This is a genomic window from Pseudomonas kribbensis, assembly GCF_003352185.1.
In the GTDB taxonomy this organism is placed as follows: Bacteria; Pseudomonadota; Gammaproteobacteria; order Pseudomonadales; family Pseudomonadaceae; genus Aquipseudomonas; species Aquipseudomonas kribbensis.
Genome location: NZ_CP029608.1, coordinates 2776084 through 2791935, shown reverse-complemented (window position 1 = coordinate 2791935; position 15852 = coordinate 2776084). Strand labels below are relative to the sequence as shown.

Below are 15852 nucleotides of genomic sequence, written 5' to 3'. Positions count from 1 at the left end.
TTACCTCTGTGTCGTTCGTTGAGATGGCAGGAAATGCCACGCTGCCTTAATGCAAAGTCCGAAACCGGCGATCAGGCAATAACCCGCCAGCAAAGGGTCGATCAGGTAATCCCAATAGTTTTCCGAAGGCTTGAGGCGCAGTGCGAACGCCAACGTGGCCAGTGACAGCATCGCCACACCCAGCGAGTTACGCAGCCACAGCAGCGCCAAAGTCGCCAGCCCGACAACCACGATCATCGGCCGTGGATTGAAGCCCCAACGGTAAGGATCGACATAGGTCAGGCCCATCGTCGCCGGGTACAGCAGCGCCGTCAGCACCACGAACAACCCCAGCACCTGCACCCGTGTCAGCGGATTCAGATGAGGAACCACACCGAGGCGCAACAACGCGGCCCAGCCAAGAAACACCAGCGTGGTAATCGCCAGGTCATCGGTAAAACTGCGCACATACGCCGCCAGCGGCAGGCCGCCCAGCGGAATGAAGCTGACCAGCGCCAGCGCCGGCAACAGCCACGGACGCCAGCGTTGGGTGAATTGAAAGGAACCCAGCAAGACAAAACCGAGCAGGATGAAACTCAAATGGGCTTGCCAGAGAAACAGCATCACAGGCGCTCCGCCAGCCAGGCATCGTTGAAGCTGACATGTTTGATGAAAGTGTTGTTCCAGGAATAAACCAGGTGATAGAGGCCATCACTGCCACGGCTGAAGTACGGGTACTCGTACTCGAATTCACAGCCTGCGGGCTTGCACACTCGGTAGTCGAGGTTGCTCAGGAAACGCTGCTCCAGCGGCAAACGCTGCGCGCCACTTGAAGCGCGAAAGCCTTCGCCGATGATTGCCTTGTAGGCCTCGGGCGAAAACGGCTGGCCGAGGGGATCGGGGGACTGGTCGAGTTCGATCACGTTGCGCCAGGCGCTGAGATTGGCATCGGTGCCGTACAGGCTGAGCTTGAACCGACCGTCGCGCAGGTCATTGAGCGCCACCAGCAAACCGTCATCGGCGGTGCCCACCGCCGCCAGCGACGAGTTGGGGTTGGCCGGCTCCAGTGGATACGGCTCGCTCCAGGTCTGCCCGGCGTCTTCGGTGCGGCTGGCCAGCACCTTGTGATGGGTTTCACCGGCATAGCGCAGCATCGCTACGGCGCGGCGCTCGTCCTGCGGCACGATGGTCGGTTGCAGCGAATGCTTGCCCCGGCTGATGCGGAATTTGTCGATCACGGCGCCGTCCGCGCTCAGGTACAGGTATTCGGCGAACTTGCCCATGAACTCGTGATACACCGGCAGCCCGATCGAGCCGTCGGCATGAAACACCGGTGCGGCGCGCACCAAAGTGCTGATATTGAAGAACGGCGAGGTGATCAGCTGTCGCGGCGCGGTCCAGTTGCGCCCCAGGTCATCGGAGACCATCACGTTGATCGCGCTGGTGGCCCAGCCGCCGACGGACACCGACACGTAGAACATCCACAAGCGTTGATCCGGCGCGAGGGCGATCACCGGGTTGCCGAGCTTGCGGATGTAGCGCTGGGTGCCGGCGACGGTGGATTCACGGGTGGCCAGCACCTGTTCGGCGCCCCACTCCGCCGTTTTGGCGTTGTAGCGCGCGGTGCGGATCTGCACATCGGCGGCGCCTTCGCGGGAGCCGGCGAACCACACCGCCATCAGGTCGCCGCCGGGCAACGCGGTGACCGAGGACGAATGCACGAAATCATCCAGTTCCGAAGACACGAAACGGCTGCTGTACATCGGCTCGGCCGCATTCGCCGAAGCCTGGACCGCAGGCGTTTCAACCGCGAACGGCGCCAGCACATGCTCCGGGTGACTGCGCCACGCCGCGATAAAAATCAGGCTGACGGCTAGCGCAGCGACTACGAATTTCAAGCGAAAGGACAAGGCACGCATAGGCAGCTCATGGCAGTTACGAGATGGCAATCCATCGAAAGAACATCCCTGTCACCGGCCCGGATCGTCCGGCAGACGACGCCGGCGCCCGGTGAGCATCGACAACGGCAGGTTGTCGCGCACTTGAACACTTTCAAACAGCGCCGCCGCGATGTGCACGATAACCAGCGCCAGCAAGGCATCGGCGGCAGTTTCGTGGACTTGCAGCGGCCAGTCGGCGCCCCACAGGGCATCGATTTCTTCCATGGCCCAGCCGCTGAGGCCGACGGTCAGCATTGCCAACAGCATCGCGATCATCACCAGTGCGCCGATCGGCGAATGCCCGAGACGATGCTCGGGCCGTCCGGCGATCAGCGACCGGGCATGGGCCGCCAGCCGTGACGGCGTCGGCCAGAAGTCCGACCAGCGCGCACTGCGCGGCCCGACGAATCCCCACAGCAGACGCACCAGCAGCCAGCCCATGGCGTAATAACCGAGCCAGACATGCCAGTCGTCACCGGCCTCATTGAAGAAGTAGTTGGCGGCAAAGACCCCGGCGATGGACAGGTGAAACACCCGCACCACCGGGTCCCAGAGGCGCAGGGAATCCCGTGGCATCAGCCCTTGATCTCGGTTTTCACCGCTTTGCCGCTGACCGGGTCGTGGTAGATCTCGACCTTGCGCTTGTCCTTGTCGAAGCCGTAGATCTCGTAGCAGTTGCCGTCGGTGACCTTGAACTTGCTGATTTCGTAGCCCTGGGATTTCAGCTGTTCCTGAAACGCTTTCTGGTCCTGCCACTGCGAACGTTCGGCCGTGGTGCATTGCGGGCCGGCGACGGCCAGGGGGCTGGCGACAATCAGGGACAACAGCACAAGTTTGCGCATGGAAGCACTCTCGCTGGATGGGAAAGGCCTCACTGTGCAAAACCAAGCTTAACGAAAGCTTAGTTGGCAACGAGTCGTAACATCTTCGCCGGTTCAGGGGCTGCCACGGCAGCAAGGCGAGCGGCATGATGCCGCCGGACACGCGCCCGATTTCCCACAGAGAAAATGCCATGCGCCTACTTCTGGTCGAAGATGACCGCGCCCTCGGCCAGGGCATCCGCGTCGCCCTGAGCAACGAGGGCTACACCCTCGACTGGTTGCAGGATGGCGTCAGTGCGCTGCATGCGTTGCGCAGCGAAAGCTTCGATCTTTTGCTGCTCGACCTCGGCCTGCCTAGGCTCGACGGCCTCGCGCTGCTGCAACAACTGCGTGCCAGCCAGCATGATTTGCCGGTGCTGATCCTCACCGCCCGCGACGGCACCGCCGAGCGCATCGCCGGGCTGGATGCCGGCGCGGACGATTATCTGGTCAAGCCATTCGATGTCGATGAGCTCAAGGCGCGCATCCGTGCCTTGCTGCGGCGCAGTCAGGGCCGCGCGCAACCGATGCTGGAACACGCCGGCGTCTGCCTCGACCCGATCAGCCAGCAAGTCACCTGGCGCGGCAGCACGGTGGTGGTCACACCGATGGAGTATCAACTGTTGCATCAACTGATGGCCCGCCCCGGCAAAGTCGTCACCCGCGAACGCCTGTCGCGCACCTTGTACGGCTGGCAGGAACGGGTCGAAAGCAACACCCTGGAAGTGCTGATCCACAACCTGCGCAAGAAACTCTCCGCCGAGCTGATCCGCACCGTGCGCGGCGTGGGGTATGTCGTGGAGCTCAAGCCATGAACTCGATTCGCGCGCGGATTCTGCTGCCGGTGCTGTTTCTGGTTCTACTCGGCGATGTGCTGATCAGTTGGGCAGTGTTGCGCTACAGCCACCACGAAATCGAAGAAATCTACGACGCCCAACTGGCGCAAAGTGCCCGCCTGCTGCAAGGCGTGCTGGCCCAGCGCGCACCCGGCGACAACGATTGGGAGCGCCTGCATCAGGCCTTCGACGAGGCGATGAGCCGGGACGGTGACGGCGATGGCGAGGCGGCGCATCCCTACGAGACGCGGCTGACCTTTCAGGTCTGGCGCAACGACGGCCAGTTGCTGATGCGCTCGGCCGAAGCGCCGATTCTGGATGCACCGCCCACCACTCTCGGCGCCCATGATTTGATGGAGAACGGTCGCGACTGGTGCGCCTTCCTGCTTCAGGATCCGCGACAAGGCCTGTTGATCTGGGTCGGTGAACGCGACGACATCCGCCAGGACCTGATCACCCGCATCGTCGGCCATACCCTTTGGCCGAGCCTGATCGGCGTGCCGCTGCTGACCATCCTGATCTGGCTGGCCATCGGCTGGGGCCTGCAGCCATTGCGCGCCATGGCCCAATCGATTCGTGGTCGCGACACCGACACCCTGAAACCCCTGCACCTGAGCCCCCTGCCCCAGGATCTCGAGCCGATGCAGACCGCGCTCAACCGCTTGCTGCAACAGATCGACAACCTGCTGGCCCGGGAGCGACGCTTTATCGCCGACGCCGCCCATGAGTTGCGCACGCCGCTGGCGATCCTGCGGATTCATGCGCAGAACGCGCAATTGGCCAACACCCCGCAACAACGCGAGGAAGCGCTGGAGTTTCTGGTCAGCGCCGTGGACCGCGCCACGCGCATCGCCAGCCAATTGCTGACCATGGCGCGCATCGAACCGCGTCTGGCATCCCCGCAAAACGCCCGCGTCGAACTGACCGCGCTGGTGCGCGAGGAGCTGGCCGAGCTGACGCCGCTGGCCCTGGAAAAAGACGTTGAGCTGATCCTCGACAGCGACCATCACTGCCCGGTGGATACTGATCCGGTGGCGTTGGCCATCGCTCTGCAAAATCTGGTAACCAATGCGCTGAACTTCGCCCCGCCCGGCAGCGAGGTGCGGGTTCAGGTGCAGCCACAGGCCTGCGGTTCGGTGTCGATCAGCGTCGAAGATGCCGGCCCCGGCATCGATGAGCAGCAATATGCGCGGTTGTTCGAACGCTTCTACAGCGAGGGTCACGCCAATGGCGCGGGGTTGGGACTGGCCATCGTGCAGATGATCGTGAGCAAGATCGGCAGCACCCTGCAGCTGTACAACCGGCCTGAAGGCGGGTTGTGCGCCGAGCTGCGAATCCCTGCGGGGTCAACCGAACCTGCGCCGGGCATTTAACGAAATTTTCATGTTTGCCTGCCTATGATCCGGGCCTTCGTTGGGGAGTAACCTGCTTCCGAGCCCCTCGGAAGCGTTCGTATCAACATATTCGGCAACATGCCGTGGTGCGAACACCTTCTGGTTGGTGAGACCGACGACACATCCATGCCGAAAGTCGGGCGTGTGGTTGTGTCGTTGACTCATGGCCCGACTGGAAGTATTGCCCGTGAATCCTGTTTCCCTGATCTTCCTCGCACTCGCCATGTCCACGGATGCCTTCGCGGCCGCCATCGGCAAGGGCTCCAGCCTGCACAAACCACGCCTGACCGAGGCCCTGCGCACCGGTCTGATCTTTGGTGTCATCGAAGCAATCACCCCGGTCATCGGCTGGTTCATCGGCCAGGCCGCTACTCGCTGGGTGGAAAGCTGGGACCACTGGATCGCCTTCACCCTGCTGGTCGCGCTCGGACTGCACATGATCTACAACGGCCTCAAGCATGAGGAAGCCGAAGAAGAAAAACCGGGGCAGCACTCGTTCTTCATCCTCGCCGTCACCGCCGTGGCCACCAGCATTGACGCCCTGGCTGTCGGCGTCGGCCTCGCGTTTGTCGATGTGAACATCTGGGTGGCCGCTGCCGCCATCGGCCTGGCGACCATGACCATGGTCACCCTTGGCGTGATGCTGGGTCGGGTGCTGGGCACCGTGGTCGGCAAACGTGCGGAAATCGTCGGTGGCGTGGTGCTGATGATTGTCGGTGCGACGATTCTCTACGAACACCTGTCAGCCTGATCCCGAATGCCGGTGTCAGGGCGTTTGCCAGCGTCCCGGCACTGGTGCCGTCGCCGATGCGCCGTTCAATGGCGCGTCGATTTCCTCCAGGCTCAAATGCGCGGTTTCCTTGAGAAAGAACGAGCAGACCGCCACGATCCCCAACGCCACCGCCCCGTACACCGCAACGCCAAACGCGTCGTGGTTGTTGGCAATCAGAATGGCCGTGGCCGCACTCGATGCCGTCCCGCCTCCCAGCGCGGCACCGATCTGGTACGCCGCCGACATCCCCGAATAACGCATGTCCCGTGGAAACTGCTCGGCGAGAAACGCCGGGATCGGCCCCTGCGTCGCACCCATGAACGCACCAATCACGATGTAGGCAAACGTCGACACCAACAGGCTTTTCAGCCCCACCAACGGAAAGAACACGAAGAACCCGGCCGCCATGATGAACGCGCCGAGGATCATCACCTTGCGCCGGCCAATGCGGTCGGACAGTAAGGCAAACAGCGGCGCAGTGATGACGATGGCAACCGATAAGGCGATGTCGAAAATCAGTGCATCGGTGCTGCCGTAGCCCAGTTGTGTGGCGTAGGACAGGAAGAACGTGCTGCCGATGTAGGCGATGGTCACGTAGCCAAACGCGATGCCGGTACACAGCAACATGGCCCGAGGTCGTGCGCGCAACGCTTCAATCAACGGCATGCGCCCGTGCCCCTTCGACTCGCCCAGCGACTGCGCCGGTTTCTGCAACCGCGCATAGAGCCCGACCAGCACCAGCACCCCGCCCAGCCAGAACGGAATGCGCCAGGCAAAACCGGCAAGGTCGTCGTTCGCTGCCACACTGACCACGGCGAACACCGCTGAGCCGAGAATCCCGCCAATGCCGATGCCCATGCTGGTGAAGCTGCCCCACAGCCCTCGACGCCCCACGGGCGCCGATTCGATGCCGAACAGCGCGGCCCCGCCCCACTCGCCCCCGGCGGCAAATCCCTGCACCAGTCGCAACAGCACCAGCAACGCCGGCGCACCCGCGCCGATTGTTGCGTAACCCGGCAAGCAGCCGATCAGGAAGGTGCTGAGCCCCATCAACAACAAGGTAATCACCAGCATTTTCTGCCGACCGAGTTTGTCGCCGTAATGCCCGAACACCATGCCGCCCAACGGCCGGGCGAAGAACCCCGCGCCGAACGCACCGAAGGCAACGAGCGTCGCGGTAAGCGGGTCCATCTGCGGGAAAAACACCTTCGGAAACACCAGCGCGGCGGCGGTGCCGTAGATCACGAAGTCATAGAACTCCAGGGCGGTGCCCATGCCGGAGACGAAGAAGGTTCTCAGCGCCGACGGTGAACTCGTCGTGCATGCAGGGTGACTGGCCATGTGGGGTGCTCCTCTTGTTGTTGTTTTTCGGGGCGTTGCTGCAAGGGCTTCAGAAGCGCTGGTAACCGTTGCGGGCCAGCTGTTTCGGGTTGCCGGCGGCGAATTCGAACACACAGTGTTCAGTGTCGATGCCGATGGTCAGCAAGGTTTCCCAGCGTTCGGTGGCCGGCATGCTCAGGTCGGGATGGAAGCAGATCGGTGCCTCCTCGCCGGCCGCACCGCACATGGCATCGGCCCGGCGCACCAGATCGCCCTCGGTCATGCCGGTCAGCAAGGCGTTGACGTGATCGATGCGCGCGTAGGTGGTCGAGGCGTCCGGCGTGCGTTCGCCAGCGCTCAGGTTTGGGTCGAGGAAGTGGTTGGTATGGGTGATCCAGCCTTCGGCGTCCGGCAGCACCACGGCGGTGGCGGCAGGCGACATCTCGATGCTGCAGGCGCGGATTTTCGAGTCTTCGCGAGAGAACACCGTCAGCACCGTGGATGCACTGACCCGTGCCGAACGCGCCAGTTCGATGGCCTCATCGACGCTGCGCGCCTGCTCCAGAATCCGCCGCGCAATCGCGTGCACCGGCACCCCGCCGCTGCCGTTGTCGCTGGCATGGTGAAGGATGTTGAAGTGCAGCCCGAGCCCGGCGCTGTTCACGCCGATCTTGCCGAGCATGCCGAATTCGGTGAACAGCTTGACGGTCATCCCGGCGTCGGTGGTCAGTTGCAGGATCAGGCCGTTGGGCACCAGCGTGTCGTGCCAGTCCCAGGTCTGGATGGTTTTCGGCGCTTGCGGGCCATGGGGCGCGAACACGGCGGTCGAGCATTCGCCTTCATTCGAGGGCATGACCGCAAGGATTTCGGTGCGGGCGTTCAGGGCCGCGAGTTGCCACAGCGGCAGATCCGCGCCTTCGGCCATGGCGACGACTTCCTCGGCCAGCGTCGGGCTCCAGTCTTCCAGGGCTTTCAGGCTGGCTTCGCTGATGGCGCGCACTTGCTGCGGCGGAATGTCGAGCTGATTGAAGAAGTCGAGGTACAGCGCAACGGTCTGGCGAATCTGCGCGCTGAAGGCATCACCGATCTGGTGCCCACGGGTTTGCGGGTTGCGGGTGTCGGTGACGAAGCAATGAAGGTTCACGAAAGGTTTTCCTTTTTGGCGTTGTAATCGGAGTGCGGCTTACGGCTGGCGGCGATAGATTTCGCGGCCGGCGAAGAAGGTGTTGAGCACCTGGGTGTCGCGCAGGGCTTCCGGGGCGACCGTGAACACATCGCGGTCGAGCACGATCAGGTCGGCCTGCTTGCCGGGTTTGAGCGAGCCGATGCTGTCTTCCAGGCGCAGGACCTTGGCGGCATTGAGGGTGTAGGCCTGGAACATGACCTGGCGGTCGATGTCTTCGGCGGCGTTGAGCACGCCTTTCGGGCCTTTGCGGCTGACGGCCTGGTAAATGGCTTTCCACGGTTCCGGCGTGGTGATCGGCCAGTCGCTGGCACCGGCAATGGTGGCGCCCTGCTTGAGCAGCGAACGCGCCGGATAGGTGTACATGAACGCCATGGCGCTGACGTAAGGCTTGACCAGATCCATGCTCGATTCATCGGCGCTGGCCCAGTACATCTGCATCGAGGCGATGACGTTCAATGCCTTGAAGCGGGCGAATTCTTTCGGGTTGACCATCTGCAGATGGGTGATGGAATGGGCGATGCCGCTCTGGCGATCCTTGCGCGCCTGCTCGAAGCCATTGAGTGATTCGCGCACCGCGCGGTCGCCGATGGCGTGGATGTGCACCAGCCAGCCACGGGCGTCGGCGGCGCTGACCAGTTCGCCAAAGTGCGTCGGGTCGATCAGCAGCTCGCCGGACTTCTTCGAGTTCTTGTAAGGCTCCAGCATCGCCGCACTCTGCGCGGGCGATTCGGCCACGCCGTCGGCGAACACCTTGATCCCCGGCAGTGTCAGGTTGTGCACGCCGAGGAACTGCCGGCGGACCTTGTCCAGTTCATCGAGATCCGCTGGAGTGGCCTTCGAATCCGCCATCAGCAACGCGGCGACGTGGGCAGTAAGCTCGCCGTTTTCCGAAAGCTTCTTGTACGTCGGCAGCACACCCAGCGAGTCGTTTTTCACGTCGGCGCCGGGCAGTTCGTTGGCCAGCGGGTCCATCCAACCGGTGATGCCCAGACTCTTGTAGTAATCCAGCGCGGCGCGACCGCCCGCCAGCAGTGCTTCATCGGTTGGCGGCGGCAACAGGGCCTGAACGGGATAGAGCCCGGCGTCCACCATAAAACCGTTCGGCTGCCCGTCCGGGTGATGACCGAGGGTGTCTTTCTCTTCGGGCTTGAGCGCCAGGATGCGCGCCGCATCGATGCCGGCGCGTTTGAGCATCGCCCGATTGGCCCAGCCGGTGTGCAGGTCCCAACCCAGCAGCAACAATGGCTGATCGGCCCACTCGCCCTGATTGAAACGCTGCTCCAGCGCGTCGGTCTGGTTCCAGTAAGTCGAGGGCAATCCGCCGACGCTGAGGAATTCGCCGCGCCGGGCCTTGCCGTCCTCTCGCCATTGGCGCAAGCGCGATTCCAGCTCATCGAGCGGCAACATCTGCCCGTCGAGATTGGCCTGCAGCAGCTGCAGGCCGCCCTTGATCGTGTGGGAGTGAGAGTCGATGAAACCGGGCATCACCACTTTGCCGCCCAGATCGATCAGCCGGGTATCGGCGGTCTTGAGGCGCAGCACCCGCGCATCCGAGCCGACCGCGACGACCTTGTCGCCTTCGATGGCGACGGCCTGCTGCAACGGCTGGCCGGGTTCGGCGGTGTAGATTTTCGCGTTGTGCAGGATCAGGTCGGTGGCCGCCAGACTTTCCAGCGAGGCACAGGCCAGTGCGGACGACACCATCAGGGTCAGAAGCTGCTTCATGAGCGTTCTCTTTATTTTTGTTAGGCTGAGGCCAGATTAGCCAAGCCCGCCGGATAACTGAATGCCGTCTCACGCACAACTTCTGTGCCCATCAGGAATAGATAAATGGACAAAATGAGCGCTCTGACCATGTTCGTCGCCACCGCCGAACACGGTAATTTCAGCCGTGCCGCCGAGGTGCTCGGCAACACGCCGTCGGCCCTGACCAAGGCCGTGGCGCAACTGGAAGAGGAACTCGGCAGCCGCTTGTTCGACCGCACCACTCGACGCATGGCGCTGACCGAGGCCGGGCGGATCTATCTGGAAGGCGCGCGTCAGGCGCTGTTGCAACTGCAACTGGCCAGCGAAGGCGTCGAACAGCTCAAGCACGAATTGCGCGGCGAGTTGCGCATCATCGCCCCGCCCTCCTTCGCCCCGGCCTTTCTCAATCAGGTGTGCTGCCGCTTTCTGAACGAGCACCCGCAGGTCAATCTGGAAGTGGATCTGAGCGACAACTACGACGACCCGGTGGATGGCAGCTACGACCTGGCGCTGCGTGACGGGCCGATCGATCTGCCGGGGGTGATCGCCCAACCGCTGGTGGAAAACCGCGTGCAGCTCTGCGCCAGCCCGGCCTATCTGGCGCGCAAGGGCAGCGACGTGTCACTGGACAACTACCACCAGCACGACTGGCTGATCTTCCGCCACCCGCTGCTCAACCGGCATTTCTGGTGGGTCAAACAGGGCGAGCGACGCCTGCGCATGACCCAGCCGACCCCACGCATCGCCAGTGACAATTACGATTTCCTGCTGGCCTGCCTGCTCGACGGCCAGGGCCTGCAATTCCTCCCGCAGTGGAGCGCCGCGCCGTATCTCGCCCGGGGCGAACTGGTGGAATTGATGCCCGAATACTGGCGTGAACCCAGCGCCTTCGGCCCGTGGATCTACGTGCTGTACCAGGCCCATCGGCGCAATACACGCAAGGTGAAGGTGTTCATCGATTTCCTGAAGGCGCACTGGCAAGCGGCGTAATCCGTTTGTGTCATGTCGCTGTCATTCTCGGTTGCTAACGTCCTCGCGCCTCTTTGCCCCGACTGCCAAGGTGACCTTCCCGGTGTACTCAAGCCCGACGCGCCAGACCATCATCCTCAGATCCGCCGACATGTCCTGCGACGACTTCGGCGCTTTGTTTTCCCGCATGTTCGGCAATCGTTATGGCGACACACCGCCACCGCCCAAGGACATCATCATCGGCGGCGTCTACGGGCGGCACGACGGGGTCAGTTTCCGGCGCATGCATTACCGGGGTGATTTCACCGTGGAGTTCCCCGAGCCCTACGATGAAATCACCTTCGTGATTCCCACTGCCGGCCGGATCATCTTCAACGACTCCGCCGAATCCCTGGGCCTGCCCCACATCGGGCTGGCCATCGACAAGGCGGATCTGCGCTCGATGCGTTTCGTCGACAATCATGCCCAGCACGGCATGTCGATCAGCCGCGCGGCGCTCACCGAACGCCTGTCGTCACTGCTGGGCCGACCGATCGTGCACAAGCTGCATTTCGAGCCGAGGGTGGATCTGAACAGCCCGGCGTTTCAGGGCATTCGTGCACTGATCGACCTGGCCACCGGCACCGAATTCGACCTGTTGTTGAACGCCGGTTCGCTGATGCCGTCGCGCCTGCGGGAAATGCTGGTGGACGCGGTGCTGGAAGCCTGGCCGCATAACTTCAGCGAAGCCTTGCGCCGACCTGAGGCGCAGATCGCGCCTCGGCATGTGAAACAGGCCATCGAATACATTCAGGCACATCCCGAGCAACTGGTCAGCGGGACGGATCTGGCGGGGTTGGTGAACGTCAGCCTGCGGGCGTTGCAGGAAGGTTTTCGGCGGTTTGTCGGGACTTCGATTGTCGCGTACCAGCGCCAGGTGCGTCTGGAACGTGCTTGCGATGCGCTGAAGCACAGCCAATCGTCTTCGGTGACCGATGTGGCCCTGCAATACGGATTCAGCAACGTCGGCCGGTTCTGCCAGTACTTTCAGGATGCCTACGGCGTGAGCCCCGCAGAAATGCGAAAAGGACTGCGCTGAGGCAGTCCTTTTTCTTCACCTTTGGTTGATCAGAACTGATAACTGGCCTTGAGCCCGCCACTGAAGCCGTGGCTGTCGCCGCCACCGCTGGCACCGACTTCGGCACCCAGGCTCAGGGCGCCGAGGTTGGCCATCAGGTTGACGCCGCCGCTGAACTGATCGCGGTTGTCGAACGCCGCGCGTTGTTCGATATCCAGCCCCAGCAGATGCCCTTCGCTGTCGACCTGATGAACGCCGAGCACACGTTCGTAGCCGACCCGCACACCCGGCACCAGTTGCCACGCGCCCATGGGCATCGGGGCGAACGAGACGTCGAGATTGGCCACCGCACTGCGACGGGTTTGCTGGAGGCTGTCGACGTCGAGGGCCAGTTCGCTGCCCTTTTCCTGGAAGCCCAACAGGTCCAGACGACTGACGCGCACGCCGAGGCTCGGCTCCAGAACCATCTCGTTCATCGGCAGGCGATAACCCAGCGCCAGCGTGGCGCCGCTGAGGTTGCCGTGGGTGTCGCCCTTCGCCGAACCGAGACCGCCGCCGAGATCGCGCTTGCTGTCGTAATCGACGTAACCGGCGCTGAGGTTGGCATCGGCAAACAAACCACGCTCCAGACTGGTGAAGCCATAACGAGCACCCAGATTGAGGAAGGTGAAGTCGGTATCAGCCTCGCCGCCCGCCCCGCCGACGGTGCCTTTGCTGTAACCGATCCCGCCCCGTGCGCTGAGTTGCTCGGAGAAGCGCTGGGTGACGCCGACCATCAGGCCCTGACTGTGCTCGTTGCTGCTTTGCGCATGGGCCGAACCGTCGGTGCCGAGGTAACCGGCGAGCGCGGTGCTCCACAAGCGGTATTGGCCGACCTTGAGGTCGGTGCCGCTGGCGAATGGCGCGGCGGCTTGCTCGATCATCGCGTTCTGACGCAGTAGATAACTGGCCGCATCGGCGTGCACCTGACCACCAACCGTTGACTCGACGCCGCCCAGAGTGCCGGCGTCGATGGCCGATTGCAGGTAGTAGTTGTAGGCGCTGTAGGTGCCCGACAGCTTGCTGTTCTGCAGCTCCTGCAACAGTTGCGCGCCGGCCGCGGCGTTGCCGATCAGCCCGGCCTGACCCGGCAGGCTGTTGTACTCGACCATTTTGCCGCGCAGCACGTAAATGGTTTCCTGGGACAGACCCAGACCCTGCTTGAGGTAGTTGTCCATGCTGCCGTATTGCGCGGTCACCTGATCCAGACCCGCTTGCAGGTAACTCGCTTCCACACCCAGCAGCGGCGCGTAGACCGCGGCCATGCTCGGCGGCATCATCGCCAGGGTCTTGGCCACACGGGCGGCGGTGTAGTCGTTGGTCGCCAGGTAGTTGCTCATGATCGTCGCGTTGTCGACCCCGGCGATGCTTTGCAGCACGGCGGCGGTCCAGCCGGTGCGGTCCTTGCCGGCGGTGCAGTGGAACAGCGCAGCACCGTCGACGCCGGCCAGTTCGTTGAACAGCACGCCCAGCTGACCGCGCATGCCGGCGTCGCTGACAAAGGCGCGGTTGGTCTCCTGCATCATCGCAATCGCATCGGCCGCGCTCTTGAACGAGACCGTGGTGATGTTCGCACCCGAGGTGGTGGCGCCGATGATGTCGATGTTCTGGTAGGTCGCGCCGCTGATCATGGTGTCCGGCGTTGCTGCGATTTCGCTGGGGGTGCGCAGGTCAAAAACGGCCTTGATCCCCAGACCGTTGAGGGTCGCCAGATCCGAAGCCGTCGGCGTCAGCGCGTTGGAGCGGTAGAACACACCGGCGCGCATCGTGCCGTCATGGGTCGTCGAGTAGGCCGTGGTGATACCGGCGACATCGCGGAAGTTGTCGATGCCCTGCAGGCGCGGGGTATCAAGGTCGGCCGCGTGGGCGGCGGCAATGGACAGACTCAACACGGACAGCGAACACAGAAGACGTGGAAACACGATGCAGCCTCATTGGAAACCGGTTGGGCTGCCCACTATCTACAACGAAATGTGACTGAATATGGCAAATCTGCGAAAAGCGTAAATGGCGGCGCGATCTGTCCGGCGCACGCGCATTCTGTCCGTCAGGCAAGCTAAATCCCTGTCGAACTTTGACGTTTTTTTTGCAAGAGGCAGGGTAAAGTGCCCTCTCCGGCCATCCTGGAAGCAGTCAATGAACCTCCAAAGCCCTCAAGACGCCGACGATGAAATCCTCAATCAGGCGGCGCACTGGTGCCTGCGCCTGCAAGACGAAACCTGCACGCCTGACGAACGCCAGGCCTTCCAGCAATGGATTCAGAGCAGCCCGCGCCACGCCTTCGAGTACGCGAAGATGCTTGAGGTCTGGGAGTTGAGCGATCAATTGCCCGACGAGCACGACAAGTCGAAAAAACGCAAAGCCACGACGCTGCCGTGCAGCTTCGAAGAGTTTCAACGCAACCTGGCGCAGCGCAACTAGTGCGCCGCGCCCGGGCCGCTCACTCCAGCGGCCTGCCTGCGGTCTCCCGTACCATCGCCAGCCCCGCCAGGGTCAGGCACAGACACGTCATCACATACAGCGCAGGCGCGTTGTTGTTGCCGGTCAGTCCGATCAACCCGGTGGCAAAGAACTGGGCAAACCCGCCAAATACCGACACCCCCAGGCAATAGATAATCGACAGTCCCGACGCGCGAATCTTGCGGGGGAACATCTCCGTCACCAGCACCAGTGTCGGCACGGTGATCAGCACCAGAAACAATGTGGTGACCATTGAAACGCCCAACAGCGTGCCTAGGGTCGGAAAGCGGTTCATCAACATGAACGCCGGGTAGATCAGCAACAGCATCGGAATGCAGCCCAATGCGATGGTGCGGCGACGGCCGATGCGGTCGCTCAGGCGACCGGCCCAGATCGACAGACTGATCTGCACCAGCGCGCCCAGGCACGCAGCGGTGGTGCCCATGGTCATCGGCAGGTGCAGCACGCTGACGGAGTAGTTGGTCATGTAATCGAGCACGATGTAGCTGGACGCCGTGCTGCCGATCACCAGCAATACGCCGGTCAGCAGGACTTTGCGATAGTCCCGGAAAATCAGGCGCAGGCCGGAGGTGGCGCCTTCGTCTGGCGGTTCCTGCTCGGCGGTTTCATCGAGGTGACGACGGATATACAGCCCCACCGGAATCACCAGCATCCCCAGTACGAACGGCAGTCGCCAGCCCCAGCTTTCGAGGGATTCGGCCGACAAGGTCGAACTCAACCCCAGCGCCACCAGCGCGCCGAACATGAAGCTCAAGCCCTGGCTGAACAGCTGCCAGCTCCCATAGAAACCTCGGTTTTTGTCGTCGGCGTACTCCATCAGCATCGCCGTGGAGGCCCCCACTTCACCGCCCATGGCAAACCCTTGAACCAGTCGCGCCAGCACAATCAGCACCGGTGCCACAAGGCCGATCTGCGCGTAGGTGGGGGCGATGGCAAACAGCAGCGAACCGAGCGCCATCAGCCACAGCGTGAGCATCATCGCCGGTTTGCGGCCGACCCGGTCGGCGTAGGCGCCCAACACGATTCCGCCAATCGGGCGCATACCGAAGCCGACGCCGAACGTGGCCAGTGACAGCAGCAATTGCCCCAGCGTGCTCTCCACCGGGAAGAACTGCCGGCCAATGAGTGTGGCGAAAAAGCTGTAGACGGAAAAATCATAGAACTCGAGGCCTGAGCCAATGGTGATCGCGGCAATGGCCCGCGCACCGATGGGCTTGCGCGTCGCGGTAGCAGTGGCCGCAGCGCTGGTAATGACGGTGGACATGGGGCGAAC

At 62.9% G+C, this 15852-nt stretch carries 15 protein-coding genes and 1 riboswitch; of the genes, 6 read left to right on the top strand and 9 right to left on the bottom strand.

The window, feature by feature from the left end:
* From DLD99_RS12725 to DLD99_RS12710, 4 genes are read right to left on the bottom strand one after another with little or no spacing between them, the layout of a single operon-like run.
* On the bottom strand, positions 1-603 hold the full coding sequence (locus DLD99_RS12725; RefSeq protein WP_114882500.1) for a hypothetical protein: 603 nt from the start codon (positions 601-603) through the stop codon (positions 1-3).
* On the bottom strand, positions 603-1898 hold the full coding sequence (locus DLD99_RS12720; RefSeq protein ID WP_114882498.1) for a sialidase family protein: 1296 nt from the start codon (positions 1896-1898) through the stop codon (positions 603-605). Before DLD99_RS12720 ends, DLD99_RS12725 begins: the two co-directional genes overlap by 1 nt.
* Positions 1899-1949: 51 nt before the next feature.
* Entirely contained in the window at positions 1950-2495 is a 546-nt protein-coding gene (locus DLD99_RS12715) for a cytochrome b/b6 domain-containing protein (RefSeq protein WP_114882496.1), read from the bottom strand.
* The gene (locus DLD99_RS12710) at positions 2495-2761 is read right to left on the bottom strand and encodes a PepSY domain-containing protein (protein ID WP_114882494.1); all 267 of its coding nucleotides are present in this window, start codon (positions 2759-2761) and stop codon (positions 2495-2497) included. Before DLD99_RS12710 ends, DLD99_RS12715 begins: the two co-directional genes overlap by 1 nt.
* Positions 2762-2931: 170 nt before the next feature.
* Between DLD99_RS12710 and DLD99_RS12705 the strand changes: the two genes are divergently transcribed.
* The 3 genes from DLD99_RS12705 to mntP all read left to right on the top strand — a co-directional run bounded on the left by DLD99_RS12705 (position 2932) and on the right by mntP (position 5760).
* Entirely contained in the window at positions 2932-3594 is a 663-nt protein-coding gene (locus DLD99_RS12705; protein WP_114886661.1) for a response regulator, read from the top strand.
* Positions 3591-4988 carry an ATP-binding protein gene (locus DLD99_RS12700; RefSeq protein WP_114882492.1) on the top strand — a complete coding sequence of 466 codons (1398 nt, stop codon included), beginning with the start codon at positions 3591-3593 and terminating at the stop codon, positions 4986-4988. Before DLD99_RS12705 ends, DLD99_RS12700 begins: the two co-directional genes overlap by 4 nt.
* A gap of 29 nt (positions 4989-5017) precedes the next feature.
* A riboswitch (yybP-ykoY riboswitch) is annotated at positions 5018-5189 on the top strand.
* A gap of 7 nt (positions 5190-5196) precedes the next feature.
* A complete protein-coding gene (gene mntP / locus DLD99_RS12695; RefSeq protein ID WP_114882491.1) occupies positions 5197-5760 on the top strand; it encodes a manganese efflux pump MntP in 564 nt (187 codons plus the stop codon).
* Positions 5761-5775: 15 nt separating this feature from the next.
* On the opposite strand, the gene DLD99_RS12690 is transcribed toward mntP, so the two are convergent.
* The 3 genes from DLD99_RS12690 to DLD99_RS12680 are packed head-to-tail and all read right to left on the bottom strand — an operon-like array spanning position 5776 to position 10012.
* Complete coding sequence (locus tag DLD99_RS12690; protein ID WP_114882489.1) at positions 5776-7122, bottom strand: MFS transporter; 1347 nt, start codon at positions 7120-7122, stop codon at positions 5776-5778.
* Positions 7123-7171: 49 nt separating this feature from the next.
* Entirely contained in the window at positions 7172-8245 is a 1074-nt protein-coding gene (locus DLD99_RS12685) for a C45 family autoproteolytic acyltransferase/hydrolase (RefSeq protein ID WP_114882487.1), read from the bottom strand.
* Between the two features lie 39 nt (positions 8246-8284).
* Positions 8285-10012, bottom strand: coding sequence for an amidohydrolase (locus DLD99_RS12680; protein ID WP_114882485.1), 1728 nt, complete (start codon positions 10010-10012; stop codon positions 8285-8287).
* A gap of 105 nt (positions 10013-10117) precedes the next feature.
* Here DLD99_RS12680 and DLD99_RS12675 point away from each other — a divergent pair, with 105 nt between their 5' ends.
* Together DLD99_RS12675 and DLD99_RS12670 are read left to right on the top strand one after the other, a co-directional pair.
* Positions 10118-11023 carry a LysR family transcriptional regulator gene (locus tag DLD99_RS12675; RefSeq protein ID WP_096821669.1) on the top strand — a complete coding sequence of 302 codons (906 nt, stop codon included), beginning with the start codon at positions 10118-10120 and terminating at the stop codon, positions 11021-11023.
* Between the two features lie 82 nt (positions 11024-11105).
* A complete protein-coding gene (locus DLD99_RS12670; protein WP_114882483.1) occupies positions 11106-12080 on the top strand; it encodes a helix-turn-helix transcriptional regulator in 975 nt (324 codons plus the stop codon).
* A gap of 29 nt (positions 12081-12109) precedes the next feature.
* On the opposite strand, the gene DLD99_RS12665 is transcribed toward DLD99_RS12670, so the two are convergent.
* Complete coding sequence (locus DLD99_RS12665) at positions 12110-14020, bottom strand: tyrosine-protein phosphatase (RefSeq protein ID WP_114882481.1); 1911 nt, start codon at positions 14018-14020, stop codon at positions 12110-12112.
* A 214-nt stretch (positions 14021-14234) separates the two neighbouring features.
* On the opposite strand from DLD99_RS12665, the gene DLD99_RS12660 reads away from it, so the two are divergent.
* Positions 14235-14519, top strand: a complete 285-nt coding sequence (locus tag DLD99_RS12660) for a FecR/PupR family sigma factor regulator (protein ID WP_085708409.1) — start codon at positions 14235-14237, stop codon at positions 14517-14519.
* A 19-nt stretch (positions 14520-14538) separates the two neighbouring features.
* On the opposite strand, the gene DLD99_RS12655 is transcribed toward DLD99_RS12660, so the two are convergent.
* The gene (locus tag DLD99_RS12655) at positions 14539-15843 is read right to left on the bottom strand and encodes an MFS transporter (protein WP_114882480.1); all 1305 of its coding nucleotides are present in this window, start codon (positions 15841-15843) and stop codon (positions 14539-14541) included.
* Between the last annotated feature and the right edge of the window lie 9 nt (positions 15844-15852).

Excerpts from the sequence above, each read along its gene's own strand:
- DLD99_RS12680 (WP_114882485.1), bottom strand. The coding sequence starts at position 10,012 with ATGAAGCAGCTTCTGACCCTGATGGTGTCGTCCGCACTGGCCTGTGCC.
- DLD99_RS12710 (WP_114882494.1), bottom strand. The coding sequence starts at position 2,761 with ATGCGCAAACTTGTGCTGTTGTCCCTGATTGTCGCCAGCCCCCTGGCC.
- DLD99_RS12705 (WP_114886661.1), top strand. The coding sequence starts at position 2,932 with ATGCGCCTACTTCTGGTCGAAGATGACCGCGCCCTCGGCCAGGGCATC.
- DLD99_RS12675 (WP_096821669.1), top strand. The coding sequence starts at position 10,118 with ATGGACAAAATGAGCGCTCTGACCATGTTCGTCGCCACCGCCGAACAC.
- DLD99_RS12715 (WP_114882496.1), bottom strand. The coding sequence starts at position 2,495 with ATGCCACGGGATTCCCTGCGCCTCTGGGACCCGGTGGTGCGGGTGTTT.
- DLD99_RS12725 (WP_114882500.1), bottom strand. The coding sequence starts at position 603 with ATGCTGTTTCTCTGGCAAGCCCATTTGAGTTTCATCCTGCTCGGTTTT.
- DLD99_RS12720 (WP_114882498.1), bottom strand. The coding sequence starts at position 1,898 with ATGCGTGCCTTGTCCTTTCGCTTGAAATTCGTAGTCGCTGCGCTAGCC.
- DLD99_RS12690 (WP_114882489.1), bottom strand. The coding sequence starts at position 7,122 with ATGGCCAGTCACCCTGCATGCACGACGAGTTCACCGTCGGCGCTGAGA.
- DLD99_RS12655 (WP_114882480.1), bottom strand. The coding sequence starts at position 15,843 with ATGTCCACCGTCATTACCAGCGCTGCGGCCACTGCTACCGCGACGCGC.
- DLD99_RS12700 (WP_114882492.1), top strand. The coding sequence starts at position 3,591 with ATGAACTCGATTCGCGCGCGGATTCTGCTGCCGGTGCTGTTTCTGGTT.
- DLD99_RS12660 (WP_085708409.1), top strand. The coding sequence starts at position 14,235 with ATGAACCTCCAAAGCCCTCAAGACGCCGACGATGAAATCCTCAATCAG.